Genomic DNA, 25553 nt, shown 5'->3' with positions numbered 1-25553 from the left:
TCGTGCCGGCCGTCGGTCGTGTTCCTAACCGGCTTCCGGACCACTGTCGGAGAGGTTGTACCCGGTGAAGTAGGTGACCGGGACGTATCCGATGCGCTGGTAGAGGGCGTTGCTGGTGGCGTTGTCCGGGTTCGTGAACAGGACTACGTCCGTCGCGCCCGCGGTCAGCGCGGCCCGGGTCACCTCGACCGTCACGGCGCCCGCGTAGCCGCGACCCCGGAGATGAGCCGGGGTGTAGACGGGGTCCACCCGGATCATGCCGCCGACCATCGAAGTCGAGCCTGCCATGGAGACGGGAGTGCCGTCCGGGGTCTCCCAGAACGTGAAGTGCTTGTCGGCGAAGCGTGACCTGGCAAAGGATTCGGTGTCCAGGGTGGGGGCCTCTCCGACGTCGGCGGCGAACTCGTTGCACCACTGGACGAGTTGCTCATGGTCCTGCGCGCCCAGGACGCGACCCCGGCCGTCTGGGCGCGGCTCCGGCGGGGTGAGCGTGCCGAGTCGGTAGAGACGCCCCCGCCAGTCGCGGACCGGCGCTGTGCCTGTGCGCCGATGCCATGCCTCGGCGAAAGCGGCGGCGGTGTCGTGGTCCGCGGTGACGCCGGAGAAGGAGTGGCCGAGGTCGGCCAGGTGGGCGGCGAGGGTGTCGGCCTGCTCGGGGGAGAGGGGGGTGAGGGTCAGGCGGCGGGTCGCAAGGCGGTAGAAGATGGCGCGGACCTCGCCCGAGTGCTCGAGGTGGCCGAAGAGTGTGGCTTCGGCGCCGTATGCGCCCGTCCCACCCCTTCGCAGTCTCTCGATCGTCGTCAGGGGCGTGTTGTGCAGGGCGGGGCGCGAACGCAGGAAGTCTCCGGCGCGGGCGAGAAAGCCGTCGATGCCTTCGGTGAGGTGCCAGTCATCAGGGCGCATGCTTCATGCTCCCTGATGCCCTCGACTCGGCGAAGCGCTTTCCCGGAGGGGGCCGCACCATGAGCATGGGGTTGAGGCTCGGCTCTACGCGATGTCGTCGGCAGCAGACGGCCAACCGATGACCTCGTCCAGTTGGACGTTGCGCAGGATCGCTCCCTTGAGGCGCACTCCGGTGACGTTGTCAGGCCGTACGGTCGTCTGCCGCTGTGCACCCGGCCGAACTTGGCCTCGATGAGATCAGCATCGCGGAGGTCGGCATCACGGAGATCTCGCAGCCCGACAGTCACACACCGCGAAGCAACAGACGTGGTCTCCTGAAGTCTGGCAGCTCAGTGAACAAATAATCGGTTGCCTGTTGGCGATGGGGGTGGATGCAATGTCCGGCATGGTCACCCAGGTGCGCCCGCCACGGCGAGATGAGATGAACGCGTACCACCGGGCCTTGCCACTCTGCGATCCGGGCAAACCGCATCCGAATCGCCACACGGGAGACGCCCACGCATGAATACGCCACCATCGCCACCTGGGGCGGAGCGGACTGACGGATCATCTGTCCGTATCGGCGTTCTCGTCCCGCTGTCTCGGCCTGGCTGGGTCGAGGCGGGCCGACACCTGCTCGCCGGACTCGAGCTGGCCGTTCGCGAAGTCAACGACGCCGGCGGGATCGACGCAAGACCACTCGAGCTGGTGGTCCGTGACACCGCGGCTGATCCTCGGAGGGCCGCGGCGGCCGTAGACGAATTGGCTCGCCTGGGCGTGGCTGCCTTGGCGGGGGAGTATCACAGCGTCGTCGCTCGCGCCGCTGCCGCCAGGGCCGACGCCCTCGGTCTGCCGTTCCTCTGCTCGTCGGCGGTTCTCGACGCGCTCACCGAACAACCGACGGATTGGGTCGCGCGCCTCGCCCCGGCGCAGTCTCACGGCTGGCAGATCTACGCGGAATTCCTCCTCAGCGCGGGCCACAGCCGTATCGCAGTAGCAACCGAGCCGAGTGTCTACTGGGCGTCTGGGGCCCGCATTCTGCGGGACTACCTCGCTCCACGCGGCGGCACCGTCATCGAACTCGACATGCGCGCGCTCCCTCCCACAGCCGTGTGCGACGAACTCGTCGACCATCGCGCGACAGCCCTCCTTCTTCTGGTCGGCCACCCGGAGCCGGCCGTGCCGATCGTCAAGTCTGTCCGCCGCGACCAGCGCCTCACCGAGATCATGATCGGCGCTCCGGCCGGGCAACCGGAGTTCGCCGAATGGGCGACGTTGCTGGGCGACGACGGCGCCGCGATCCCGTTCTTGCGCTACCTGCCCCAGCGCCTCAGCCCACTCGGTGCACGAGTCGCGACGGCCCTGAGCGAGCGGCTCGCCGAAGCGCCCTCCTTCGTCGCCTTCGAGGGCTACGACACGGTCGCCGTCCTCGCCGATGTGCTGCGTTCCCACGGCGCGGACCGGGCGCGCACTGCCGAATCCTGGCCGCGCGTTGCAGTCGAGGGAACCCGCGGGCAGATCCAGTTCTCCCGCACGCCAGGCATCAGCGTGTGGCAATGGGCGTGGACGCCGGTCCAAGTCGTTGACCGAGACCCGGCGGAACCCGGCCGCTTTCGGATCCTCCACGCCGGCTGAGAGAGCACGGAGGTCCGACCGCCCAGACGTGTCCGAACTCGAGGCTGTCTACCCATCCAAGTGTTGATACGGGCTCTCAGCTTCTCCACGTGTTAATACGGGCTCTCAGCTTTGCGGCGGGGGCCCTGACCGCATTCTCGGAGCGTGTCCGTGAACTCGTCAGTCCGACGGGGTCCGTGCAGGCTCGGCCGAGGGCGCCCCAGCCGCGATGAGTTCCGGCCGGGTCGCGAGTCTGTTCTGGTGACCGTCGTAGGACGGCGTACGACGCTGCCCGGCACGAGACACCACGGAGGACACCATGACGACCACACCGAGTGACCCGACCACCGCGCTGCCCGGCCGCCCGCCCGTCGTCGACCTGGCCACCTGGCAGGCCGCCCGTGACGAGCTCCTGGTCCGCGAGAAGGCATACACCCACGAGGGCGACGCCCTCGCCGCGGCCCGCCGCCGACTGCCGATGGTGGAGTTCGACGGAACGGTCGAGGTGGTCGGACCCGACGGCCCGGTCCCGTTCCTGGACCTGTTCCAGGGCCGCGACGAGCTCGTGGTCTACAAGCACATGTGGTACGACGGCACGCCGCACCAGGGGCAGTGCGAGGGCTGCACCACCACGGCCTGGCACCTGAAGGACGCCGTCTACCTCAACGCCCGGGGCGTCTCGTTCGCCATCCTGACCACGGGCCAGTGGGACGAGGTGGCCTCCTACGTCGAGTTCATGGGCTACACCCAGCCCTGGTACTCGGTGCGCGACGTGGAGGAGCCGGTCGGCGGCGACATGGGTTACATCACCTGCTTCCTGCGCGCGGGCGACCGCGTGTTCCTCACCTACTCCACGACGGGCCGTGGCAACGAGCGGGTCAACGGGTCCCTGGGCCTGCTCGACATGACGCCCTACGGCCGCGGCGAGGCGTGGGAGGACAACCCCGAAGGCTGGCCCGAAGGCGGCAACCCGTGCTGGTACTGGCGCTCGGACTACGACGGGAACGCCACCTGGGGCCCCACCAGCCGCCCCGTACCGCAGTGGACCCGCCCCGGCGCGACCCCCGTGGAGACCCTCGGCCGACACGGCCACCACCACTGACGCGCCTCCGTCGGCGGCGTAGGCGAAGGTGTCAGGTGCCGGGCGGAGCCTCCGGACGCTGCGCACGGCCCCACGCGCTCGATCGCTGGGCGGTACGCCCGGCAGTTCAAGGACTCCCGGCAGGTGACGGACTCCTGGCAGGTGAGGGGCTGGCCGGCCTTGCCAGTCCGACCAGGAGTCCGGGTGTACGGACTGTCGCGCGGCAGCCGACGCTGGCAGGGGGCGGTCCAGAGAAGCCCCGCGTCGCTGCCACGCGCGAACCTAAGGGTGTTCGTAGAGTTGGAGGAGGCCGCCGAGTGAGAAGCACAGGGCACCGAGGAGGGTGCCCCAGTTGGCGATGCCGGCACTGACCAGGCTTCCGGTGGCGGGGCGGGTGAAGGCGGCGACCGCTGAGACCATGAACAGGACGGACCCGAACTGGTTCACGGCGACGATCCACCAGCCGAGGCTGTGTGGACGGACACAGGGCCGACCGTGGCAGATCTCGACGAAGCCCAGGTGCCCGGAGACCAGGAAGAGCACACAGCCCACCAGGTCGGGCGCCCAGATCAGCCGGTTGACCTGCTGGACGCTCAGACCCCGCAGGAACGAGTCCAGCAGGGAGACGGCGAAGACGAGTGTGCCCACGAAGAGGACGAACGCGCTGAGCCAGTCCACCCGCATCGGTTCGTAGCTCCACCACCGCCATCGGTGGGTCACCAGTCGTCCTTCGCCACCGGCGACGTGGCGGGGTGAGTTGATCACCTGAAGCAGCGAGACGTAGCCGCCGGTGTTGAAGAACAAGCCGCCCACGAAGTAGATCGAGGCGCACTCGGTGGCGTCGCCGGAGCCGAACTGGGCAACGGCCGCGCCGGCGGCGAAGAGACCCCCGCCGACGACGAAGGCGATCGCCGCAATGACATTGAGTCTGCGCAGCCGGCCGATGGCAACGGCGTCCGCACGGGTAGGCCGGCTGTCCGCCGCACCGGGCGGACGGACGGCGAGCATTCCGCGCCGACGCGCGATCCGTGATTCCCACACCGCGGTGCCGCCACCGGGAGGGTGCCAAGTAAGCCTGGTAGTGAACGGTCCGGCGCCCTCGGCGCGCTGCTCCGGCTGCCCCACGGGCCGAGCCTAGACCTCGAACGGGACCGGAAGGCGCGGGAAACGCCGTCCCGCCGTCCCACCGAGCCGTCGGAAAGCCTGTGGGGACAGGGGCGGCGGCACGGGCGGTCGAATCGGTCTCGAGGTTGGCCGCCGCGGTCAGGGCGCGTTTCCGTGGGTGTTCGTAGAAGTAGCGCACCCAGAACGCGATCACCGAGTTCAGCGCCCCGAAGTAGTCCCCGTCCCAGTCCCCCGTCCCGGTCCAGCTTCTCGATCCCGGCTTGGACAGCGGACCGGATGCGTGCGCTCGCCGGCTCGGCGAGACAGGCGTACATACCGCCTTGACCGCGAAGTGCCGGAACAGGCTTCCCTTCGAGACACCGACCGCGCGGCAGATGGTGTTCGGGCTGCCGCCGAAGCCGCGCCTCCTCCGACGTCTTGACTCATTGCCCCCGGAAAAACGTGTGTGCGAACGGGATCACGGGCGTGCCAGGATGGCGACGGGAAGCGAGGTGTCGTGGACGAGTTGAGGCGATTCCGCCTGGCGCTGACCGCGTGGGCGGCCGGCGGACCGCAGGCGGATGCGGCCGCCGCGGTCGCACGGGAACTGGCCGGCGGCGATGTGCGGACGATCGTACTCGTCGAGGGGACCAGTGATCAGGTCGCGCTCGAAGCGCTGGCCACGCGCTACGGCCGAGACCTCGGTACAGAAGGCGTCGCGGTGGTTTCGCTCGGCGGTGCGACGAACATCGGGCGTTTCTTGGACGTGTGCGGTCCTCCGGGGCTCGGCCTCCCGCTGGCCGGTCTCTACGACATAGGTGAGGAGCGCCATTTCCGGCGCCACCTGGAGCGGGTCGGGCTCGGGTCCGGTCTCGCAAGCGCCGAACTGGAGCCACTCGGGTTCCATGTCTGCGTCGCCGACCTGGAGGACGAGCTGATCCGCGCTGTCGGCGCCGAGGGCGTGCAGCAGGTGATCGAGGCCCAGGGCGAGATGCGCCCCTTCCGCACGTTCCAGGGCCAGCCGGCACAGCGGGAACGGCCCGTGGAACACCAGCTGCGGCGCTTCATGGGCACGCACAGCGGCCGCAAGGCGCTCTACGCCCAGGCGCTGGTCACGCATCTGCACGTCGACCGTGTTCCCCGGCCGCTGGAGCTCCTGCTCACGCACGTCCGAAAAGCGTTTTGACGCATAGCGATGCGAGCCCGCCCGAGTTCCGCTTGACCTGCCGAACGTGGAGCTACCGTAAGCCGCTTGTTGCTGTCGTTGTGCTCTGTGCCGGGGTCCGCTGCGCCCTGGCGTTGTCGGGCGCGGTGACCGCGGAGCGTGCTTCGGCGGTGGCAGTGGTCGCAGGTGCTGGTGTTGCGTCAGTCAGGGCAATCTTGGCCGAGCAGCAGCGAGATGATCCTGCCTCACGAGCTTCTTGGAGGCCCTGGCAGCATGGATCGACGACGCGGACGGCTGGTACAACAACGCTGGCCGCAACCTGCCTGCCAGCGGTGACTGGAGCTTCTTCGCACGAGCTCTGCGAGCTGCGACCACCTACGAGTAGTCCGTCGCTCACGGCAGACGCACAGACCAGACGGCCGCGCCCGTGCCAGTCGCGTGCCAGAGCGTGAGGGGGGACCACGGGAAATGGCGGAGAACAAGCCTCCGGGAGGCAATGCCACTCGTAGCAGCCCATCTCGCGAAGATCGAGCGGGCGATTGACCGGACCCGCGCCCCACATGCGGGACAGCCGTTTGCGGCGGTCCATCAGGCACTCGCCGAAGCCCTGCAAGACGAGGACGCTCACCATGTTGTGCCCCAGGTCGTCGAGGAGCTGGCACGACGGATCTCCGAGGCTCCTGCAAGCCTGTGAGCAGCGCCTGGTGGCGTAGGAGTTGACTGTGACTTGGCACTTCATCCGGCGAGGGAGCAGTTCACCTGGGAGGGCTGAGCGCACTGGGTCATTTCTCTCGGATCTCCCTCGGGGTGTGCAGTAGGCGGCCATAGAGTGGTCTGATGTTCGATCGGTTGGAGATCAGAGTGCTGCCCCCGGGACCGCGTTTCCCTGCCCAGCTGCGACTCTGGGTCAACGGCGAGGACGTGGTGGAGCAGGCGGTGGGTCCTGGGGGCTGCGGGCCTCTGGCAGCGGAAGCGTTGCCCGTCGGGCTCCCCAGCCCGCTGCGGGCGACGTCCGAGCCGCGCCGTGTGCAGGTGGGCGAGCCGGAGTGCACCGGGGGGTGCTGCGGTTTGCTCTCCGTGGTCGTGCAGCGAGTAGGGAATGTCGTCCAGTGGATGGGGTGGCAGGCTCCTCACCCGGGGAGCCGACCGCTGGAATTCGACTTCGACGCGATCGAGTACGACGCAGAGGTGGCCCGGGCCGAGGCAGCTTCCGGGTGGCAGTTCTTGGCGTAACTTGGCGAGCCGGCCGGGAGAAATCGGCGGGTGTGTACCCCCCGCCGACGATCGGGTCCTTGGTCTGGACGTGGCGCGAGGCGTATTCGTCCCAGGCAATCCGCTGGGACCTGCGCCGCCGTGGCATCCGCGCGATGATCCCGCAGCCGGCGGATGTTGAGCGGTGCATCAACCGACCCAAGTAATGGCGCGGACCGACCACCCGCTACGAGAAGACCGCCACGATCTCCCTCGCTGGTCTTCACAACGCCGGCATCTTCCTCTGGTCCGCCCGCCGATCCAAATGAAACCGCCCAGTTGGCGAGCTGACCATTGCGTTGGAAGAGTTGATCCCTGATTGGCGAAGGTGTGGATGTCGTTGCAGAGCGGGTGCATAGAATCGCCGGCATGGCACTGCGACCTGTGCAGGTGAACATAAAGGCTCTTGATGGCTCGGCGGTCGGCCGGTTCTGGGCGGAGGCGCTCGGCTGGAGTGCTTACAGCCCCGGCGTGACCACCTACGTCGGACCCGTCGGCGGCCTCGTTTGGCCGGACCCGGTCGCGGTCTGCGTCGACGTCGTTCCCGTCCCGGAACCCAAGACAACAACAAAGAACCGTGTGCACCTCGATCTCGCCACCACCTCTGCGGCCCATCAGACGGAGTTGGTCGCGCGACTCCGGGCTCTCGGTGCGACGCCCGCCGACGTGGGCCAGGGCGAAGTGCCGTGGACGGTCCTCGCCGACCTTGAGGGCAACGAGTTCTGCGTGCTGGAGCCTCGGGAGATCTACCGGGACACCGGGCCGATCGCCCGGGTGGTGGTCGACTGCGCGGATCCGCGGGCCATGGCCCGCTTCTGGGGTGAGGCGACGGACTGGACCCTGCACGAGGTGACCGACGATCATGCGGTGTTGCGCTCCGCCAAGGGTGTCGGCCCGTTTCTCGAATTCCTCCGCACGCCTGACGTGAGGACAGTCCCAGACCGCGTCCATCTTTGACCTGCTGCCTTACCCCGGTGACGACAAAACAGCGGAGGTGGCCCGGCTGGGGGCCCTCGGCGCCACCGACCTCGACCTCGGCCAGGGCGACGTCCCGTGGACGTGCCTGGCCGACCCGGAGGGCCACGAGTTCTGCGTCCTCGCCCCGTCCTGACGCGAAGCCATGACCACACCCCGACACGTGAGCCCTGTCTGCTCATGCGCCATGACCCCGGGCGGGTTGGGCTGCGAAAGGCATACCAGCCCAAGAAGCAGCCCCACCCGAGTTGCTTTGGGACGAAGAGAACATGCCAGAACGTGCGGGGCCCGGTAAACGGCTGCCAAATCATCTTGCCTTCCCAAGCTCGTGGCCCAACTGAGCAGGCAGTCCATGTCTATTGGCTCGCGATTGACGGCACAGCAGGGCAGGATGCCGTGGTGGCCACTCCGTTCGTCAACAACCATGGGAAGGCCGAGGACGGCCCGTACCCCTGCCCCTGCTGCGGCTTCCTGACGCTCGATCAGCGTGGCTGCTTCGAGATCTGCCCTGTGTGCTTCTGGGAGGATGACGGCCAGGACGACGACGATGCCCACCGGGTTCGAGGCGGTCCCAACGGCCGACTGAGCCTCACGGAAGCCCAAAGAAATTTCCGTGCTCTGGGGGCGAGCGACGAGCGACGCGCCAAGTTCGTACGCGCTCCACTGCCGAACGAATACCCCACGGTCTGACACCACCAGCTGACTTCAACGTCGCCAGACGGCGACGCAGATCGTCATGAATCGGCGTCAAGCGAATACGGCGAAGCCCTGATTGCCCGCCCAACGACGAACCCCCGCCCTTCCGTGCTGGAAGGACGGGGGGTTGCGAAGGTCACGTTCGCAGGTCGCGACAATCGACCAGGACGGTGCGGTGCAGGTCAACCGGAATCTAGCCAACGGGGTCGGCACGGTGCTGCGGGTGCTCGGCGATCCACGTCCATGCGGTCCATGTGCCGTGTCACGGGCCGGTGGTGCCGGGCGTTTTCACGCCCGCCCTGGGGCACGTCATCCGCCTGCGGCGTCCTCGGCCTCCCAGCGCAGCAGGTCGCCCGGCTGGCACTTGAGCACCTCGCAGAGCGCGGCGAGCGTAGCGAAGCGCACCGCCTTGGCGCGGCCGTTCTTGAGTACCGCCAGGTTGGCGGGCGTGATCCCTACGCGGTCCGCGAGCTCGCCCACGGACATCTTCCGCCTGGCCAGCATCACGTCGATGTCGACGGCGATAGGCATCAGATCACCTCGTCCAACTCGGCCTGCATCTGCGCCGCTTCGACGTCGCGCGCGACGGCCTGGGCGAGCAGCATCCGCAGCACGAGCACGATGAGCGCGACCCCCAGGATGGCCACGCCGACCCCGCCCATGATCACGGTGACGCCCGGGTCGTCCCGCTGGCCCGGCGCGTTGAGGGCCGTGATCGCGAACCACACGAGGGCAGCCGCCACGATCGCGCCGATCACGCCGTCCACGTACCGGAAGGCGGCGTGGGAGAACACGGTTCCGCGGCGCACCATCGTCACCAGCCGCCATACGCAGACCAGGGCGACCTGGACCGACACCATGCCCAGGATCGTGATCACGCGCAGCGGGGTCAGCGGTAGCGACCCGTCCTCCGGGTCGCTACCGCTGACCAAAGCCCACGCCATCCCTGCCTGTACGAACACGGTGCCGGCGAACACCACCACGAGCACGGCACGCAGTGCGCGCACTGCCAGTTTCCCCACGACTCATCCTTCCATCGAGTTGCGATGGGAATCTATCGAATTTCGATAGGTACGGCAAGGGTTGGGACGGAGGATGGGAGGCATTCGCCGGGACCGTTGCTTTGCGGCAGCGAGAGGGTGTCATCGATGACCGCTGGCCGCAGAGGCTTGGGCGTCAGCCGTCTCATGTCATGGACGGCGACTTCCGGCCTCGCCAGTCCCAGCCCACTCCACCACCAAACGGCTACCAAGCGCCCCTGACGGAGCAGAACGCCCTTTTAGGCTCTCCGGTGCGCGACGCCGCAGCTCGAGTGGAAGGATCAGGGGGTGTCCGTCATCACCAAGCTGCAGATCAAGCCCGGTCAGAGTCTTGCAGTACTGGGCAAGCCCAACGACGTCCACCTGGAGATCGAGGCCGCGGGTGACGCGGCTTCGGCCGATGCGGTGCTCGCCTTCGTGACCGACTCCGGTGATCTTCTCGGAGTGGATGTGCAGGCGGTGCTTTCGGCCGCGCAGCGCGATGCCCTCGCCTGGGTGGCCTACCCGAAGGGCGGAAAGCTCGGAACAGATCTGAACCGCGACACCCTGGCCGCCGCGCTGTCCGAGCGAGGCGTGCGGCCTGTTCGGCAGGTTGCCATCGACGACACCTGGTCGGCGCTGCGGTTCCGACCCGGCAACTGATCTCCGGCAGCGCTTCACGAGACGGTCGCTGCGTTGCGGTCGTAGCGACTGCCGAGTCAAGGTGAGTCGAACGGTTGCTCGGACGGCTGGCCTATTGCAGCGCTTGGCGATACTGCCGGCCTCCTGGAGTAGACCGATCCGGCACTCGACGCGGTACCTGGCCCTGTACTTCTCGCGGTCGAACCCTGTTCCCCGTGACGTTGTGACGCGCTTGCGCGTCAGGAGGTGCCTTCCTGACTGTTGCCCTCGTCGGTGCAGCTCGCGTTGTTCGATGAAGGGGCTGCTGGTGAATGCGGGGATGGGGGAGGAGGGAGGAGTGCCTTCAGCGTGGGATACCGGATTTCCGGCGGCTGACCCGGCTCGGGTAACGAGGTCCGTCGCGTTTGGGTCGGTGTGACTGTGCGCTGTGGTTGGCCCATGTGCGTCTAGGAGCTCTCCGGGTGATCACGCGTCTGTCGTCTGATCGGCTCGCTGTTACGGGTGTGGGGCGGGGTGAACGCGGTGATCTGTCGCATGCGGAGTGGGAACGGCTGCGGCCATCCCTGCCGGTGAGAAACGGTCAGTGCGAGCGGTGGCGTGGCCATCGGCAGGTGATCGACGGGATCCTGTACCGGGTAAAGACCGGTGTTCAACGGCTTGACCTACTGGAGCGGTTCGGACCGTGGAAGAAGGTCTATGAGCGCCACCGGCTTGGGTCGGGGAAGGTACCTGGAAACGTCTCCGCAGAACATGCGGGCCGCGGCCGACGCGACGGGTGAGGTCGTCTGGGACGGGGCGGTGGACCGAGCAGGGCCTGCGCCGGCGCCACCAACCCGCTCTCAGGCGTGACCAGGCAGCCTGGCGAACGCTCCTGGGCCGGCATCACCCCCGCCGCGCTCGACCTGCGCTACTTGACCAGCCGGAAGCCGGGCTGCCCGACCCAGGCGCGCAGGAACTCCGCCGTGCCGAGCACCACCCATTCTTCGTCCGCGATCCCCAGCACCCCCGGAAGGCCGGCTACGACCGACCTCTGTCCGTCCAGCAGTTCGGCCTTCGCCACACCGCCGACGACGTCCATGACGGCGGCGGTCAGCAACGCCGTGGCCGCATGGTCGATCCCACGATTGCAGCAGGCGCTGACATTGATGGCATGGGTCGGCCTGAAACCGAGGACGGTCTCCACCTCGGGCTCGTCCGCATGCTCGGCCTCGAAGATGTCCTCGTCACCGACACCTGGACCCATCAGGTAAACCAGGAAAGGCCGATGCCAGTCCACGCCCTGCGGATTGAATCCCGCCAGGGCCCTGAGCTCCTCGTCCACGGAGGTGTTGCTGAGGAGGGGAGGTGAGAACGGCTTTCGCCAGTCGGCCTCTCGCCTGTCCTCGACGCCTAGTCGCTCAGCGGGCACGTTGACGTCGAAGTATCCGGGTCGCTTCTCCTCGAAGTGAGAGGAGAGCCCCACCATCAACTCGCGAAGCTCCCGCAGCGCAGCCGGGGAGACGGGCTCCGCCAAGTCGATCACCAGCGTCGGACCAGACATGCCGGGAGCCTAGTACTTCGACCGGCTACGCCACCGCTCAGTTCTTCCTGCACCGAATCCAGCCGTTCCGAGCACCACCGTCGCCGACCCGGCGAACCTTTCCGGTTCTTTTCAGTCCAGCAAGCAGTACGTGATCGGCCGGGCAGGTCCTAGTTGGGCCGGGTGAGCATCGGAGGTGTTGGCCCTGGCGCGTTGACAGCCCAGTCCACAGAGAGGAATCGGAACGGTGGCGACCTGCAAGAATCGCCGGACGGGCAAGACTGAGCTGAGCGACGTCGCGTATGCCTTCGTGTTCGATGTGTGAGAGGGGGATGGACGTATGGACAGCCGAAACCGTCGAGTGCTCAGAGTGCGGAGCCAAGGACGGTCCGTGGACCGTGATCTGCGATGGGCGTCAGGCCGCGTGGGCTGCCCCTGCGGGGTGGTGAGTCGCGGGCAGGCCTTTCCTTCTCCGACATCCGGCTCGTGCTGCCGGAGCTTGACTGGGCATTCGAGTCCGGCCGTTCGCGGCCGGCCCCTTGCCCCGGACGATCAAGGCGCCGGTCCGTAGTTCAGGCCGTCGGCCCCTCGGCCCAACGAGTGGCACCCTGAGGACCGACTTGGCCGGACAGGCCAACCAGAGCGCTCAGCCAGAGAAGGGTGGTGAAGTGGGCGATGGTGTGGTGCCGGCCCATGCGATCGCCGTCCTGGCAAGATAGCGGCATGGAACATGTGCTTGGAATCGGTGGTTACTTCCTGCGAGCCGCCGACCCGACGGCCCTGAATGCGTGGTATCGCGATTGCCTGGGCCTGGATGCCGATGAGAACGGCCTCTGGCGTCAGGGAACCGGGCCGACTGTGTTCGCGACGTTCGAGTCCGAGACCGACTACTTCGGTACCCGCGCCCAGCAGACCATGCTCAACTTCCGGGTCCGCGACCTGGATGCGATGCTCGCGCAACTGCGGGCCAAGGGAGCAGACGTGGCCGAAGAAACGCAGGACATGGACGGTGTTGGTCGATTCGGCTGGGTCACCGACCCTGAAGGCAATCGGGTCGAGCTGTGGCAGCCCGCCTGACCGTGTCTTCACGCAGGCGATGACGTGCTGGCGCACCACCAGTTTGTAGTGGTGGGAACCGTGGTCAGGCTGGCGCGGCCATATCCCATTGCGCCATCTGCAGCTTCCAGGGCAGCCCTGCCGACCTGACAATCCCGCTCTCCGCCGCCGCACGTGGTTGCCCGTCGTACGCGTACTGCGGACCCGTCGACATGGCCCGACGTGGACGCGGTGGCTGGCCCCTGCATCGTCCCCCCCCCGAGCGGCTCTCCGCCCTCCATTTCCCCTTGGTGCAGCCCCTGACGGACGGGGAGACTCTAGAAGGTGACTCCAACTCAGAGCCATCCCAAAGTGATTGGGGATAGCGGCGACTCACCGCTGCTCGGGGGGACCCACACATGAACCAGCAGTCACCACCAGACCCGCGCCCGATCGTGGCCGGGCTGCTCGGTGACGAGCGGCTGCTACGTGCCTGCGCCGAGGCGTGGCACCCGGATTCATGTGCGCTCGCCGGTAGTGACCCGCAGGACGATGAGGCCCTGGGCGTCGGCGGGAGTGCCGAGCTCGGGGCTGTTGGCGTCGGGTGGGGGTGCGGGGTTCCCGCGCGGAGTGGCTGACGCAGGTCCAAGCTGCTGGGCGGGCCAGTCGAGTCCAGGTGGTGGTTGTGGGCCGGGCGCAGACCTCGGCGCAGGCAGGCGGCCAGCAGCAGTCGGCCGCGTATGGGGTGCCGTAGCTGCCCCGTGATGCGTGGGAACGGTGGTGGCGGCATGCCCAGGTAGAGCCTGGGAGCTGCAGCCTCGGCATGTGGATCGTTACTCCTGGCGCAGAGCGGTGAGCCAGGTGTCGTCCTGGAACTCGGCAGGCACCTCGTCCTCCCACGGATCGATCCCGCGGCGTTCCAGCTCGTCAAACCACTGCTCCCGCTGCGACTCGGGGAGACGTCGTCCGCACCAGGGACAGAAGTCGATCGTGATGCTCGACGTGCCGCCGTCATGGATGATCAGCACGTACTCCTGGATCTTGGCGCTGAAGCCGATCAGTGCGTCCGGGCAGGCGAAGAGGTCGTCGTGCTGGTCGCAGCGTACGTCGACGCGGCTGGTCATCGCCGGGCAGCAGTGATTGGTCATGGCCGTGGCTTCTTGTTGATCTGCACCATGAGCAGAAGTAGATCACGGTCTGTGTCTTGGACGGTGCCGGGCTTTTCGTGGCGGCACGGGCAAGGGAGCCGTGGGACCGGATCGCGTCAGTGATCATTAACCGGGCCGACACATCCGATCACACTGGAGGACCGGGTCCTGCTAGTAGCGGCCCACTGGCGTACCAACTTGACGCTGCGGCAGCTTGCCCCGCTGTTCGGGGTGTCCAAGTCGGCCGCTGACCGCGCCATCGGCCACCTCGGGCCGTCGCTCACGTTCCAGCCCCGCAAGCGGTACCCCTGACACGTCGTCGCCGTCGATCGGCCGGTCACCGGCAACCGCAACGACTGCAAGGCGTGGGAACTATCGGGTGCGAAGGCCGCCGTCGGCCGGACCACGGTCATCGCGGACGGCGGCTACCGCGGCACCGCCCTGGTCATCCCGCACCGCCGCGTACGCGGCCGAACCGAACTGCCTGCATGGAAGGAGGAGCACAAAACGTCCCATCGCAGGATCCGGGCGCGCGTCGAGCATGTCTTCGTGCGGACGAAGACCTGGAAGATCCTTCGCGACTGCCGCCTGAAGGGCGAGGGCATTCGCACCGCGATGCTAGGCATCGCCCGACTTCACAACCTCGCCCTCGCAGGATGACTCCCGCCCCACACGAGACCACCTTGAAGAGAGGCCCGAGGGAGACGGCTCCCGCCGATCTCGTCGTCGCGGAGGATGCTCAGTCGAGACAGAACTCGTTGCCCTCGATGTCCTGCATCAGGATGCACGACTCGTTGTCGTCATCGGCAAGCAGCGTTCGCACGTGCACCGCACCGAGCGCAACCAGTCGTGCGCATTCGGCCTCCAGTGTGGCGAGGCGCTCATCACCCACGAGTCCGGTGCCGGCCCGCACGTCGAGATGCACCCGATTCTTGACGATCTTCCCTTCGGGAACGCGCTGGAAGAGCAGACGTGGGCCCACACCCGAGGGATCACTGCATGCGAAGTAGGTGACCTGATCCTCAGGCGGCAGCGAGCGATGGTAGTCCTCCCAAGTGGCAAACCCATTCGGGATCGGCGGTACGACGTACCCCAACACCTCGCACCAAAAGCTGGCGAGGCGCGCAGGTTCTGCGCAGTCGAAGGTGACTTGGAACTGCTTGATCGATGACATCGGCGCACCATAGCAGGGGGACGCTGTTGCTCATCTCCCGGCGTGGATCCGCATGTTGTCGGGAGTACAGACAGCTCCTGCTGGCCGCTGCCGTGTCGAGCGGTCGCAGGGAGGAACCGATGTCGATGCCTCCAAGGGGTTGCCCGCCGTTCCGGACCCGACCGCGGCCCTCGCCGCGTTTCCCGACGGCAGCCAGCGCGGGCGGTCTTATAACCTCGGCCCTTATGAGTTGGCTGCCTGACGACTTCGTCCACCCCGTGTACGTGCCCGTGCCCAACACCGCGCTTCACCTGCGGCCGATCCGGGAGGCGGACACCACGCTCGACTACCCCGCCGTGATGGGATCCCGAGAGCGCTTGTGGGAGATCTTCGGTCCGGCCTGGGCTTGGCCCAAGGAGACGATGACCTATGAAGAGGACCGCGTCGACTTGCTGCGGCACGAGAGGGAGATAGCCGCGCACCAGTCGTTCAACTACGCGCTGCTGGACCAGGGCGAGACGGCGATCCTCGGCTGCGTCTACATCGATCCGCCCGAGCGCATCGGCTCCGACGGAGAGGTCTCCTGGTGGGTGGTGGACGACCTCGTCGGCAGCGAGGTGGAGCGCGCGCTCGACGCGCTGGTGCCGCAGTGGATCGCTGCCGACTGGCCCTTCCAGCAGCCCCGTCATCTGGGCCGCGACATCACCTGGCAGGACTGGCTCGCGCTGCCGCGCGCCTCATGACGCGTTCGCGGCTGTTCCTGGATCGCGCCTTTGAAGATTGCTGCTTGGGCAACGGCCCACGATCATCCGCCTCTATGACGGTGAGCTCTTGTGCCTCGTCGACGACGATGTGCCCGACGGCGTGCTCATCGTCCAGGAAGTCGGCGCGCACGGCGTCGGGGTCCAACTCGTCGGCTCTGTGGCGGGCGCGTGGTCAACACCGAGGCGGCGTGACTCCGGATCCGCTACGAGATACGCGCCGACCTCACCTGCTGCTCCGACTAACCTGCAGCATCATCGGCTTGAGGCGACCCCAACCTCATTCCTGCCACTTCCTGGCGCCGATGCGGCGGCGCTTGCGGTGGATGCGTACGACCTGACGGGCATGGGAAAACAGCAGCCCGTCGACGGTGACGACCTCGACCTCGCGGACCTCCTCGCGGCCGTGTCCGCGGGTGCGGGAGCGGTCCAGGACGGGGATCTGTTTCCAGGGCAGTGTCCTCAACTGGCTTGCGAGCGTGGGCTGGTTGTTCTTCACCGATAGCAGGTAATGGGCGCCGCGTTGCTCGACGGGACCCTGCAGCTGGTCTGCCGCCCTGATCATCCGCGGGATCAAGAACAGCCAGCCGGAGAAATTGACGGATTTTCAGGGAAATGGAAAAGAGCCCCAAATAGCCGCTCGTTGCGTTTGCGGGATTTTAGTACATGCTCACAACCTTCATTGTATGTTCGGCTAGCGCAGTGAAAAATACAATCGTCGAGCTCGTCGGCCGCCTGCTTTTTGGGATGCGTGCTGGAATGCGGGCAGCCTTCCTTTCTGGGTGCATGGCAAATGGTCAGGGCTGCCCCATGTCTGTGTGATGCCTGCTCGTGTCCCCAGTTGCCTGTACGCCGTGTCGAGTAGAAAAGAGGTACGGGAAATTTCCGCAGTGAAGATTTCTTGGCGCGCGCGAACTGTATCGGTATCCCTGACGGCACTTGCGATCACGGGTACTCCTCCGGCTGCTTTCGCCCAGGCCCAGGTCATGCCAGCGGGTGTGAACGCGATCCACGCAACCGGGACTCCAGGGGTCCCACAGGCCCCGGTCACAATGTTCGCCGAGGACTTCGAAAACGCAGGCGACACCCCGGTTTTCCTGGAGAACTACATTGGGGCTCCACCGCTGAACGAGACGTACACGGCCGACCCGCCATGGCTTGACCACGGACAGTGCAACGGCATCATCCTGAACCAGGCCGGTGCTGATGAGCCCGGCTGTCGGTGGGTACCTCAACTGAAGGACATGGCCAATGCGCTGGGGCAGGTCGGCGGGACGAATCCGTCGACCAACCACGCGGTGTCGGCGTACACGGACACTGTAGACCCCGGCGCCGACCGGGTGGAGTTCCGGACCGAGAAGCCGATCCCGATCGCGAAGCCAAACCGCTACATCACCTTCGCGGTGGACGTTGCGGCGGACAATTGCCAGTATGAGGATCCGCTGCTGAAGTTCTACCTGACTGGGAGCGGTCCGGACATCCCGACCTTCACCAACCCCATCAATCCCTGCTCCGACCCCAACTCCAAGCCCTACCCAGGAGGAAGGAGCGGGCTGAGGGCCGGGTCGTTCGCCGGTGACAAAGCTGTACTGTTCAACGGCACCCAGTTGGGCATCATGATGCTCAACGGGCAAGGCAGCTGGGGCGGCAATGACCACGCCTTCGACAACATCCGGATCCTGGACGCGACTCCGCAGTTGGACAAGGCGTTCAGTCCTGCCACAGTCGATCAGGGTGGCACCTCGACACTCACCATGACGGTGACGAACACCAGTGAGTTGGCGGCGAAGGACGACTTCGGCTTCACCGACAGCCTGCCCGCCGGGGTGAGGGTGGCCTCGAACGCGAAGGCATCGACGACGTGCGGCAACGGAACCGTCTCCGCGGTGGCGGGGGGCTCGTCCGTTGCTCTGGTCGGCGGCGACTTGGCCGCCGACCAGAAGTCCTGCACAGTCACGGTGGATGTCACTGCTGACAAGGCGGGAACCTATGTCAACCGCCCTGAAGCGATCACCACGGTTGGCCTGAATCTCCCGGCCCCCGCGCCCCTGACCGTCAAGAAGAAGGCTACAGCCGTGGGCACCGCGACGGGCTCGGCCGGTCTGCTGTCCGGCAATGTCGTTCAGGCACCGATGGACATCCCGGTCAACGCTTGCGGCAACACCGTGAATATCATCGGACTGCTCAACCCGGTAACGGGAAACGCCTGCGTCAACGGCTAGCCCAGGACTCCAGGAATGTCGCGTTGATTCGGCTTGATCACGTGACGTCAAATCTGCCCAGGATGCCGAGCGAGCACGACCCCTCGTGATCATGAAGGTCTCGACGCTTCATGGTCTGCAAGGTTGCCGTGCTCGTTGCTCCGCATCTGCCACGTCCGGCGTGCCGGATACGGCGCCCCCGTCCGTCTCCTCGCCACCGGTGGCGGTGCTGCCAGGCCTGCTCGAGGCTCTCGCCCGGCTGCCCGATCCGCGCAACCCGCGCGGCGTGCGCTACCGGCTGGCCACGCTACTCGCGATGGGGGCGTGCGCGATGTCCAGCGCCGGGCACAACTCCCTGACCGCGATTGCCGAGTGGGTCCAGCGCTGTGACCAGGCGATACTGGCCCGCCTGGGCTGCCCCTTCGACCCGTTCAGCGGCCGCTTCAAGGTCCCGGGTGAGCGGACCTTGCGGACGCCTTCGGCAAGGTGGACGCCGCCGCGCTCGCCCAGGCCGCCGCGCTCGCCCAGGCCGCCGCGCTCGCCCAGGCCGGCTTCGCCCGCCTGGCCGCCCTCGCACCGGCATCCCCCACCGACGCCGTGGTCACCGTGGATGCGCTGCAGCCCAGACCGGCTACGCCCGCTACCTCGTCGAGCAACGCGGCGCCCATTACCTGCTGTCGGTGAAGAACAACCAGCCCACGCTCGCGGGCCAGTTGAGGACACTGCCCTGGAAACAGATCCCCGTCGTGGACCGCTCCCGCACCCGCGGACACGGCCGCGAGGTCAAGGTCGTCACCGTCGACGGGCTGCTGTTCCCCCATGCCCGTCAGGTCGTACGCATCCACCGCAAGCGCCGCCGCACGCGCGCCAGGAAGTGGCAGACCGGGACGGTCTACGCCGTCACCGACCTGACCGCCCACCAGGCCGACGCGGCCGAGATCACGGCCGGGGCCCGCGGCCGTTGACCATCGAGAACACCGTCCACTGGACCAAGGACGTCACCTTGCCGAGGACGCCGGCCAGGTTCGCCGCCACTGCACCCCCTCCGTCACGACCGCCCTGCGCGACCTGGCACGCGCGACCCTTCACCGGGCCGGCTGGACCAATATCGCCAGCGCCTGACGCGCGCACAGTCACCCCGAAGCCGTCCTGGCCCTCCACGGCATCCGGTGATCAAAACGGGCGGACGCGACTCTCCCCAGGGCTCTGTCTATCAGCCAGAGTCGATCGAATCGCCGGACCACGACTCGACTACGCCACAACCCTCATGAGGACCACGAACTTGTGGCCAGAGCCGGTTTCCGGATTCCCCATCAGGGTTCGGGGCACTTGATTTCTGTCTCGGTCACTGTTCGCGGGATGCGGCGGTATGGCGGGGGTTGGGCTTTGGGCCCGGGCTGTGGGCGGCGCCCGGGAGGGAGACGCCGAGGCTGGGGGTGTTGGTGGTGGTGTTCGACCGGAACGCGAGTGGGCGGAGAGTGTTGCCGTCCGTGGCACGTTGCCGGGGTGCCTCAGTGTGATTGCTGTTGGGGCAGCTGACGCGATCCCTGTCTGTGTGTGGGCATGTTGTCAGCCGATGAGGACGCCTGGGTTGAGGATGTGATGGGGGTCCAGGGCGCTCTTGGCTGCGTGTAGCGCGAGCGTGAAGGGTTCGGGGCGTTGGAGGTCGTAGGCGGGGCGGTGGTCGCGGCCGGTGGCGTGGTGGTGGGTGATGGTTGCGTGGTGGCGGTGGAGGACCTCGTTTGCGGCGGCTTTGATGTCGTCCCAGATTTCGAGTTCGTGCCCGGGTCGGCCGGCGACGGCCACGGTGAAGTAGGGGGCGGCGCCGTCGGGGTAGAGGTGGGTGAGACGGCAGTTGATGGTGGCGGGGTGTCCGGTGGCTTTGAGGGCGGCGGCACTGACCTGGGTGCGGACGGCGTCGATGAGGGCGGGGATCTTGTCCCAGGTCGCGGCGGTCTCGAAGGTTTCGACGACGGCGCCCATGCGAGCCAAGCCGTCGCGTAGGTAGGGCATGCGCAGGAAAGCGGAGCGCCAGGCGGTTACGGCCGTGTCGGCTGGGGCGTCCCGGTCAGTGGTCGGTGTCCCGGCGCGGCCCCCGTGGGCGCGGGCCAGGTCGAGGGCGTCGGTGAGGCGGTCGTCGACGCGAGTGGTGGCGGATTCGAAGCCGAGGATCAGGACGGCGGAGCCGTCGTAGGAGGCGCCGGAGAGCAGTGCTTCGCCGGGGTCGAGGAGGCGGCAGTTGGCTGGGGCGAGGTCGGACTGGGCGATGGCGCGTACCGCGTCGAGCGCCTGGTGGAAGTCGGTGAAGGTCACGGACGTCGAGGCTTTGTGTCGCGGGCGTTCCTGCAGGCGCATCCAGGCCTCGGTGATGACGCCGAGGGCGCCCTCGGAGCCGAGGAACAGGCGGTCGGGGGAGGGGCCGGCACCGGACGCGGGCAGGCGCCAGGATGTGCCGGCGCCGGCGGGTGTGATCACGTGCAGGGACTGGACGAAGTCGTCGATGTGGGTGTGGCCGGTGGCGTAGTGGCCGCCGGCGCGGGTGGCGAGCCAGCCGCCGAGAGTGGAGAACTCGAAGCTCTGCGGGAAGTGGCGCAGGGTGAGGCCGTGCGGGCGCAACTGGTCTTCCAGCGCGGGTCCGAGCGCGCCGGCCTGGATACGGGCTGAGCGGCCGGTGGTGTCGATCTCCAGGACCCGGTTCATCGAGGTGAGGTCGAGTGAGAGGACGGCGCGGTGGGTGTCGCCGCGGTACTCCACGCCGCCGACGACCGAGGAGCCGCCGCCGAAGGGGATGACGGCCACGCCGTGCTCGCCGGCCCAGTCGAGCAGGTCGGCGACCTCCTGGTCGTCGGTCGGTCGGGCGACCAGGTCGGGGATCCTGCCGGGCCGGCCGCGCAGGGCCCGGATGACGTCGCGGTAGGCCTTGCCCATGGCGTGGGCGGCGCGCGCCTGGGGATCGTCGGTGACCAGGTGCGCCAGTGCGGGCGGGGGTGTCTCGGCGGGGCGCGCGATGGGCAGGTCGGTGACCTGGGGGATCGGCAGAGGGCGGGTGAGCATGCCCGGCAGCAGGGCGCCCATGGCGATGCATTCGGCGTCGTCGGGGTGGGCGTCGGCATAGCCCCAGCCCCACCAGGAGCGGGTGCGGGAAGCGTCGGGGTGGGACGGGGTGGCAGGCATGAGTGTGCTCCCAGCGAGGTCCAGGTAATTTACCCAACGGAAAATTACCCTAGGGTAATATCGAGTCCATGACAACGCTCCCCTCCAGGGCCGGCACCAAGGGCGTGCCCAGGGCCGCACGCGAACGACAGGTCCTGGCGGTGGCCACCGAGGAGTTCGGCCGCCACGGCTACGAAGCCACCACCGTTGCCGCCGTCGCCGCCCGCGTAGGCGTCACCAAGCCACTGCTGCACCACTACTTCGGCAGCAAGCAGGACCTCTTCCTCGCCTGCCTGAACCCGGTGGGCGACCGACTGCTGGACGCCATCCGCACCGCCATGGCCGAACACGCCTCCGACGCGCCGCCCACCTCCCTGCGCGTGCTGCACGCCCTGTTCGCAGCCCTGGACGGACAGCGCGAGGCGTGGTTCGTCCTCTACGACGCGACACTGCCGCCCGACAGCGACGCCGCCCGACGCGCGGCCCACTACCGCAGCGTCATCGACGACCTCGCCGCGACCGGCACCGCCGACCTCCTGCAAGCGACCGGCTCCAGCGACCCGCTCGACGCCGACGCCCTCAAATACGCCTGGCGCGGCCTGTGCACCGCCCTGGTCCGCTGGTGGGTCAACCACCCCGACCAGTCACCCGAAGCCATGACGCAACGCTGCGCACGGCTCTTCGCGGCCGGCCGCACCATCCTCGCCGCCGGCGACGAGACCGCGTGAGTCGGACCGACACCGTTCCTGGAGACTGCGCGGGAGTGAGCGCCACCCTCGTCGGCGGTGGTGACGGAGCGCCGTAGTCGAGCCGTTGGGCCATACAGTTGCTCGGCACCGGGCCCGAGCCGACGGCGCTGTCAGCGCCGTCCGACAGGATCCGCCCGTTCGCCCCATGGACGATCATCCGATGGAGCTGGGCGCGGTTTCGGTCGGGACGCTGATCACCGACCGAGGCTCCTGCGCCCGGACACGCCGCGCACCTTCCCGCGTTCTGGGCGTCCAGGGCGCACAAAGGCCGCCGTGCCCCAGTCGTGCCCGATCCAACGGGGAACCCCGGGGAAGAGCGGCTACTCACAGGCAAGGCCCAATACAACGGTCTCTGGCCGATTCGCCTGGTCAGGGGCCGTTCACCTGCGGTGGGTATGGGATGTGAACCCACGGTCACATCGCCGCGACGACGGTTCCTGGCGGCGGTGTTGTCGCGGCTGGGTTCAAGAGGGTGCTTCACGGCCCAAGTAGGACAGGATCTGGCCTCAATGCTTCCTAGAGTTTTCACTGGTTGAGGCATCCGCACGCATGGAGGTAGTTCTCATGTCTGTAAAGCCGGTACCCGCGGGCTATCACACCGTGACGCCGTGGATCATCTCTCGCGACACGGTGCGGCTCATCGACTTCATGAAGAGGGCCTTCGGTGCCGAGGAGCTCGCGTGCCTGGCCGGTGAGGACGGCAGTATCGAGCATGCGGAGGTGCGAATCGGCGACTCGGTGGTGATGCTGTTCGACGCGCGGCCGGAGTGGCCGCCGACTCCCGGCTTTCTTCGCCTCTACGTCGAGGACGCCGACGCCGTGCACCGGCAGGCCGTTGAGGCCGGCGGTACCTCGGTCACCGAGGTCACCCACCTGTTCTTCGGTGACCGGGTCGGCCGGGTGCGCGATCCGCTGGGCAACCTGTACTGGATCCAGACACACGTGGAGGACGTGAGCCCGCAGGAGATGGAACGCCGCCTCGACGAACCGGAGTTCACCGAGGCGATGGAGGACGTCCAAAGCGCCGAGTTCTTCCCGGACCGGGCTGCGACCGCGACTGAGTGACTGTCGATGGTGCGCCCTCCGCATCGCCGGCGCCGCATGGATCTGCTGATCTGGCGGCGGACGGTCTCGCGCTCGTTGTCGGTGACGGTGGCACAACGACTCCGTGAGGGTGAACGGGTCGTACGTGCTGTTCGGCATCGACCGCCCACCGGACGTATTGGCTCGATCTCCGCCGCCGTATCGCCCAAGGAGAAATGCGCGCGGGTGACCTGCGCAATCAGCGGCAGATGAGCTGCCCCAGGTGGTCGGTGGTCGGCTGCGACCCCGAGCACAGGCCGGCTCCGCCATCTGGGGCATGGCGAGTGGCCGACTGCGGAGATGCGTACCGCTCCGTGGGCCGGCCCGTGCGGTTGGCGGGTGAGGGATCGCCGCGCGACCGAGGGAGGCCGCTCGCCTGAGCCGTCGCTGCCGGTTCCGCGTACTCTCGACATATGCGGTGATCAACACAGAAAAGGAGCCCCATGGACCTACAGCTCAAAGACAAGGTCGCTGTCGTCACTGGGGCAAGCAAGGGCATCGGCCTCGCCATCGCCGATGCGTTCGCTCGTGAAGGCGCGCACGTCGTCGCCGGCAGCCGTAGCGTCACCCCCGAGCTCGAAGCGCTCCATGAGGGCTACGGCGTCACCGCAGTCACGGTCGACCTGTCCACCCCGGACGGGCCGGACACGCTCGTCAGGCTCGCGGCCGACCAGTACGGCAGGGTCGACATCCTGGTCAACAATCTGGGTACAGCGACGTCCCGTCCGAGTTTCCTGGACATCGACGACGCCGAGTGGCAACGGATCTTCAACATGACCCTGTTCAGCGCGGTCCGGGCCAGCCGCGCGGCGCTTCCTCACCTGCTGGACGCGGGCGAGGGGTCCATCATCAACATCAGCTCCATCAACGCGCGCCTGCCGTTCCCCATGGTCGCGGACTACTCCGCGGCCAAGGCCGGGCTGACCAGTCTGACCAAGTCGCTGTCCGAGGAGTTCGCACCGCGGGGCATCAGGGTCAACGCGATCGCCCCAGGGCCGGTCCGCACTCCCTTCTGGACCGCTCCGGGCGGTTTCGCCGATGCGACGGCGGCCCAGGCCGGCACCACCGCACAGGACGCCATCGATGTAGTCGTGCCACAGAGCATGGGCATCTCCACCGGTCGGGTCACCGAACCTCACGAAGTCGCCGATCTGGCTGTCTTCCTCGCCTCGCCGCTCGCCGGCAACATCACCGGCGCCGAGTTCACCATCGACGGTGGCCAGGTCAAGACGGTGTGATCTCTTGCCCGCCCGAGGCTCTGCCGCGGACGGTGTTTGGGCATCCTGGCATGTACCGGAGGGACACCCCGGATTGCGCAAAGCTGGTTGGGCGGCCGTGTCGGCCTGCTCCAGCTCGCCCGGACAGGGAGTGCGATGCCTTCGTCTGAGCCTGCTCGCGATCGAGCGCGCCCTCGTCCGCTCCGGCCCGCATGGCCAGGTACGTGCCAACGACACTGTGGCCGGCGAGTTCATCGCCTACGGCCCGCCAGGGCGCGCAGCCGTGCTGGCCGAGGCCGGCGCATACCTCGCCTGCCGTGTGGCCGAGCATGCCCTCTGGCTCGGCGAAGGGCCGCTGTCCCCGCTTGACCATCCGGTTCGACAGCGCATGTGCGGGAGCGGACGGCCTTCCGCCGCCCGCCCGGAACAGACGGCGGAGAGTGAGGTAGCCGCTCCTTGTCAGCGGACCACGTCGAAGACCTGCTTCTGCAGGCCGTTGGCGTAGACGTCGTGTTCGACCAGCTTCAGCTTCTGGGCGTCCTTGTCCGTGGTGCTGAACAGGCGCTTGCCGGCGCCGAGCAGGAGTGGGAAGACGAGCAGTTGGTAGCGGTCGATCAGACCGGCGTCAGAGAGGCTGCGGTTCAGGGAGGCGCTGCCGTGGATGATGATCGGGCCTCCCTCGGTCTCCTTCAGAGCGGCGACCTGGTCGAGTGAGCGCAGGATCGTGGTCTCGCCCCAGTTCGAGACCAGGCTGTCCTGGGTGAGTGTGGTGGAGACGACGTACTTCGGCATCGACTTGTAGTCGGCGAATTCCTTCATATCCGGCCACACCGGGCTGAATGCCTCATAGCTGACCCGGCCCATCAGGATGGCGGCGGCCTCCTGTTGCTCCCGTTCCTTGATCTCGAATGCCTCGGGGACGAACTCGACGTTCTTGAAGGTCCAACCGGAGTTCCGGTAGCCGGGCTCGCCGCCGGGGGCCTCCACGACGCCGTCGAGCGAGATGAAGGAAGTGCTGATCAGGGTACGCATCGGTCATTCCTTGATGTCGTTTGTGAGCTCTTGGCTGATCGGTGCCCGCTCCGGCCGTGTTCGAGGCGGAAGG

At 67.6% G+C, this 25553-nt stretch carries 23 protein-coding genes and 4 pseudogenes; 17 read left to right on the top strand and 10 right to left on the bottom strand.

The features are described from left to right. Positions 1-24 precede the first annotated feature (24 nt). Positions 25-903: a GNAT family N-acetyltransferase gene (locus tag ACIF83_RS41485; RefSeq protein WP_399735270.1), complete on the bottom strand. Its 879-nt coding sequence runs from the start codon at positions 901-903 to the stop codon at positions 25-27. Positions 904-1404: 501 nt separating this feature from the next. On the opposite strand from ACIF83_RS41485, the gene ACIF83_RS41480 reads away from it, so the two are divergent. Both ACIF83_RS41480 and ACIF83_RS41475 read left to right on the top strand, forming a co-directional pair. Beyond that, positions 1405-2517 carry an ABC transporter substrate-binding protein gene (locus ACIF83_RS41480; RefSeq protein ID WP_399735267.1) on the top strand — a complete coding sequence of 371 codons (1113 nt, stop codon included), beginning with the start codon at positions 1405-1407 and terminating at the stop codon, positions 2515-2517. Positions 2518-2815: 298 nt separating this feature from the next. Beyond that, positions 2816-3598, top strand: a complete 783-nt coding sequence (locus ACIF83_RS41475; RefSeq protein ID WP_393484853.1) for a DUF899 domain-containing protein — start codon at positions 2816-2818, stop codon at positions 3596-3598. A 261-nt stretch (positions 3599-3859) separates the two neighbouring features. Here ACIF83_RS41475 and ACIF83_RS41470 read toward each other — a convergent pair whose 3' ends face one another. Beyond that, positions 3860-4702, bottom strand: coding sequence for a hypothetical protein (locus tag ACIF83_RS41470; protein WP_393484852.1), 843 nt, complete (start codon positions 4700-4702; stop codon positions 3860-3862). 496 nt (positions 4703-5198) lie between these two features. Between ACIF83_RS41470 and ACIF83_RS41465 the strand changes: the two genes are divergently transcribed. The 3 genes and pseudogenes from ACIF83_RS41465 to ACIF83_RS41455 all read left to right on the top strand — a co-directional run bounded on the left by ACIF83_RS41465 (position 5199) and on the right by ACIF83_RS41455 (position 8762). Continuing rightward, positions 5199-5867, top strand: a complete 669-nt coding sequence (locus tag ACIF83_RS41465; RefSeq protein ID WP_393484851.1) for a TOPRIM nucleotidyl transferase/hydrolase domain-containing protein — start codon at positions 5199-5201, stop codon at positions 5865-5867. A gap of 1599 nt (positions 5868-7466) precedes the next feature. Next, positions 7467-8208: pseudogene (locus ACIF83_RS41460) on the top strand (VOC family protein). Between the two features lie 263 nt (positions 8209-8471). Further along, a complete protein-coding gene (locus ACIF83_RS41455; RefSeq protein WP_399735262.1) occupies positions 8472-8762 on the top strand; it encodes a CPCC family cysteine-rich protein in 291 nt (96 codons plus the stop codon). 315 nt (positions 8763-9077) lie between these two features. On the opposite strand, the gene ACIF83_RS41450 is transcribed toward ACIF83_RS41455, so the two are convergent. Together ACIF83_RS41450 and ACIF83_RS41445 are read right to left on the bottom strand one after the other, a co-directional pair. Further along, a complete protein-coding gene (locus ACIF83_RS41450) occupies positions 9078-9299 on the bottom strand; it encodes a helix-turn-helix transcriptional regulator (RefSeq protein WP_010981499.1) in 222 nt (73 codons plus the stop codon). Then, positions 9299-9790 (bottom strand): DUF2975 domain-containing protein, encoded by a 492-nt coding sequence (locus ACIF83_RS41445; RefSeq protein WP_399735259.1) that lies wholly within the window; start codon positions 9788-9790, stop codon positions 9299-9301. The genes ACIF83_RS41450 and ACIF83_RS41445 overlap by 1 nt, the downstream gene beginning before the upstream one ends. Before the next feature lie 306 nt (positions 9791-10096). Here ACIF83_RS41445 and ACIF83_RS41440 point away from each other — a divergent pair, with 306 nt between their 5' ends. Both ACIF83_RS41440 and ACIF83_RS41435 read left to right on the top strand, forming a co-directional pair. Next, the gene (locus tag ACIF83_RS41440; protein ID WP_393484847.1) at positions 10097-10450 is read left to right on the top strand and encodes a hypothetical protein; all 354 of its coding nucleotides are present in this window, start codon (positions 10097-10099) and stop codon (positions 10448-10450) included. Between the two features lie 419 nt (positions 10451-10869). Beyond that, complete coding sequence (locus tag ACIF83_RS41435; protein WP_399735339.1) at positions 10870-11208, top strand: transposase; 339 nt, start codon at positions 10870-10872, stop codon at positions 11206-11208. 128 nt (positions 11209-11336) lie between these two features. Here ACIF83_RS41435 and ACIF83_RS41430 read toward each other — a convergent pair whose 3' ends face one another. After that, positions 11337-11969 carry a DUF6368 family protein gene (locus tag ACIF83_RS41430; RefSeq protein ID WP_399735256.1) on the bottom strand — a complete coding sequence of 211 codons (633 nt, stop codon included), beginning with the start codon at positions 11967-11969 and terminating at the stop codon, positions 11337-11339. Between the two features lie 702 nt (positions 11970-12671). Here ACIF83_RS41430 and ACIF83_RS41425 point away from each other — a divergent pair. Further along, entirely contained in the window at positions 12672-13025 is a 354-nt protein-coding gene (locus ACIF83_RS41425) for a VOC family protein (RefSeq protein ID WP_393483967.1), read from the top strand. Positions 13026-13816: 791 nt separating this feature from the next. On the opposite strand, the gene ACIF83_RS41420 is transcribed toward ACIF83_RS41425, so the two are convergent. Continuing rightward, on the bottom strand, positions 13817-14131 hold the full coding sequence (locus tag ACIF83_RS41420; protein WP_399735254.1) for a DUF6980 family protein: 315 nt from the start codon (positions 14129-14131) through the stop codon (positions 13817-13819). 147 nt (positions 14132-14278) lie between these two features. On the opposite strand from ACIF83_RS41420, the pseudogene ACIF83_RS41415 reads away from it, so the two are divergent. After that, positions 14279-14791, top strand: a pseudogene (locus ACIF83_RS41415) (transposase); the annotation flags it as partial. 79 nt (positions 14792-14870) lie between these two features. Here the strand turns inward: ACIF83_RS41415 and ACIF83_RS41410 are convergent. Then, on the bottom strand, positions 14871-15305 hold the full coding sequence (locus ACIF83_RS41410) for a VOC family protein (protein WP_399735251.1): 435 nt from the start codon (positions 15303-15305) through the stop codon (positions 14871-14873). A gap of 224 nt (positions 15306-15529) precedes the next feature. Here ACIF83_RS41410 and ACIF83_RS41405 point away from each other — a divergent pair, with 224 nt between their 5' ends. Next, on the top strand, positions 15530-16027 hold the full coding sequence (locus tag ACIF83_RS41405; RefSeq protein WP_393483958.1) for an N-acetyltransferase: 498 nt from the start codon (positions 15530-15532) through the stop codon (positions 16025-16027). 307 nt (positions 16028-16334) lie between these two features. On the opposite strand, the pseudogene ACIF83_RS41400 reads toward ACIF83_RS41405, so the two are convergent. After that, positions 16335-16577, bottom strand: a pseudogene (locus ACIF83_RS41400) (ISAs1 family transposase); the annotation flags it as partial. A gap of 520 nt (positions 16578-17097) precedes the next feature. Here ACIF83_RS41400 and ACIF83_RS41395 point away from each other — a divergent pair. The 4 genes and pseudogenes from ACIF83_RS41395 to ACIF83_RS41380 all read left to right on the top strand — a co-directional run bounded on the left by ACIF83_RS41395 (position 17098) and on the right by ACIF83_RS41380 (position 19211). Then, positions 17098-18267, top strand: coding sequence for a chaplin family protein (locus ACIF83_RS41395; RefSeq protein ID WP_399735248.1), 1170 nt, complete (start codon positions 17098-17100; stop codon positions 18265-18267). A gap of 91 nt (positions 18268-18358) precedes the next feature. Then, a pseudogene (locus ACIF83_RS41390) lies at positions 18359-18658 on the top strand (transposase family protein); the annotation flags it as partial. 74 nt (positions 18659-18732) lie between these two features. Beyond that, on the top strand, positions 18733-18930 hold the full coding sequence (locus ACIF83_RS41385) for a hypothetical protein (protein ID WP_399735245.1): 198 nt from the start codon (positions 18733-18735) through the stop codon (positions 18928-18930). Further along, positions 18927-19211, top strand: coding sequence for a hypothetical protein (locus ACIF83_RS41380; RefSeq protein WP_399735242.1), 285 nt, complete (start codon positions 18927-18929; stop codon positions 19209-19211). The genes ACIF83_RS41385 and ACIF83_RS41380 overlap by 4 nt, the downstream gene beginning before the upstream one ends. 604 nt (positions 19212-19815) lie before the next feature. On the opposite strand, the gene ACIF83_RS41375 is transcribed toward ACIF83_RS41380, so the two are convergent. Beyond that, complete coding sequence (locus ACIF83_RS41375; RefSeq protein WP_399735239.1) at positions 19816-21420, bottom strand: FAD-binding oxidoreductase; 1605 nt, start codon at positions 21418-21420, stop codon at positions 19816-19818. Between the two features lie 68 nt (positions 21421-21488). Here ACIF83_RS41375 and ACIF83_RS41370 point away from each other — a divergent pair, with 68 nt between their 5' ends. From ACIF83_RS41370 to ACIF83_RS41360, 3 genes are all read left to right on the top strand, one after another. Then, the gene (locus tag ACIF83_RS41370; RefSeq protein ID WP_393483945.1) at positions 21489-22127 is read left to right on the top strand and encodes a TetR/AcrR family transcriptional regulator; all 639 of its coding nucleotides are present in this window, start codon (positions 21489-21491) and stop codon (positions 22125-22127) included. A 585-nt stretch (positions 22128-22712) separates the two neighbouring features. After that, on the top strand, positions 22713-23213 hold the full coding sequence (locus tag ACIF83_RS41365; protein ID WP_399735236.1) for a VOC family protein: 501 nt from the start codon (positions 22713-22715) through the stop codon (positions 23211-23213). 461 nt (positions 23214-23674) lie between these two features. After that, positions 23675-24469, top strand: a complete 795-nt coding sequence (locus ACIF83_RS41360; RefSeq protein ID WP_399735233.1) for an SDR family NAD(P)-dependent oxidoreductase — start codon at positions 23675-23677, stop codon at positions 24467-24469. Positions 24470-24907: 438 nt separating this feature from the next. On the opposite strand, the gene ACIF83_RS41355 is transcribed toward ACIF83_RS41360, so the two are convergent. Then, positions 24908-25480 carry a dihydrofolate reductase family protein gene (locus tag ACIF83_RS41355; RefSeq protein WP_399735230.1) on the bottom strand — a complete coding sequence of 191 codons (573 nt, stop codon included), beginning with the start codon at positions 25478-25480 and terminating at the stop codon, positions 24908-24910. Positions 25481-25553 lie beyond the last annotated feature (73 nt).

It is taken from the genome of Streptomyces sp. NPDC085866 (assembly GCF_044541035.1).
In the GTDB taxonomy this organism is placed as follows: domain Bacteria; phylum Actinomycetota; class Actinomycetes; order Streptomycetales; family Streptomycetaceae; genus Streptomyces.
The sequence above is the reverse complement of the archived record's forward strand: the minus strand, read 5'-3'. Positions and strand labels throughout refer to the sequence as shown.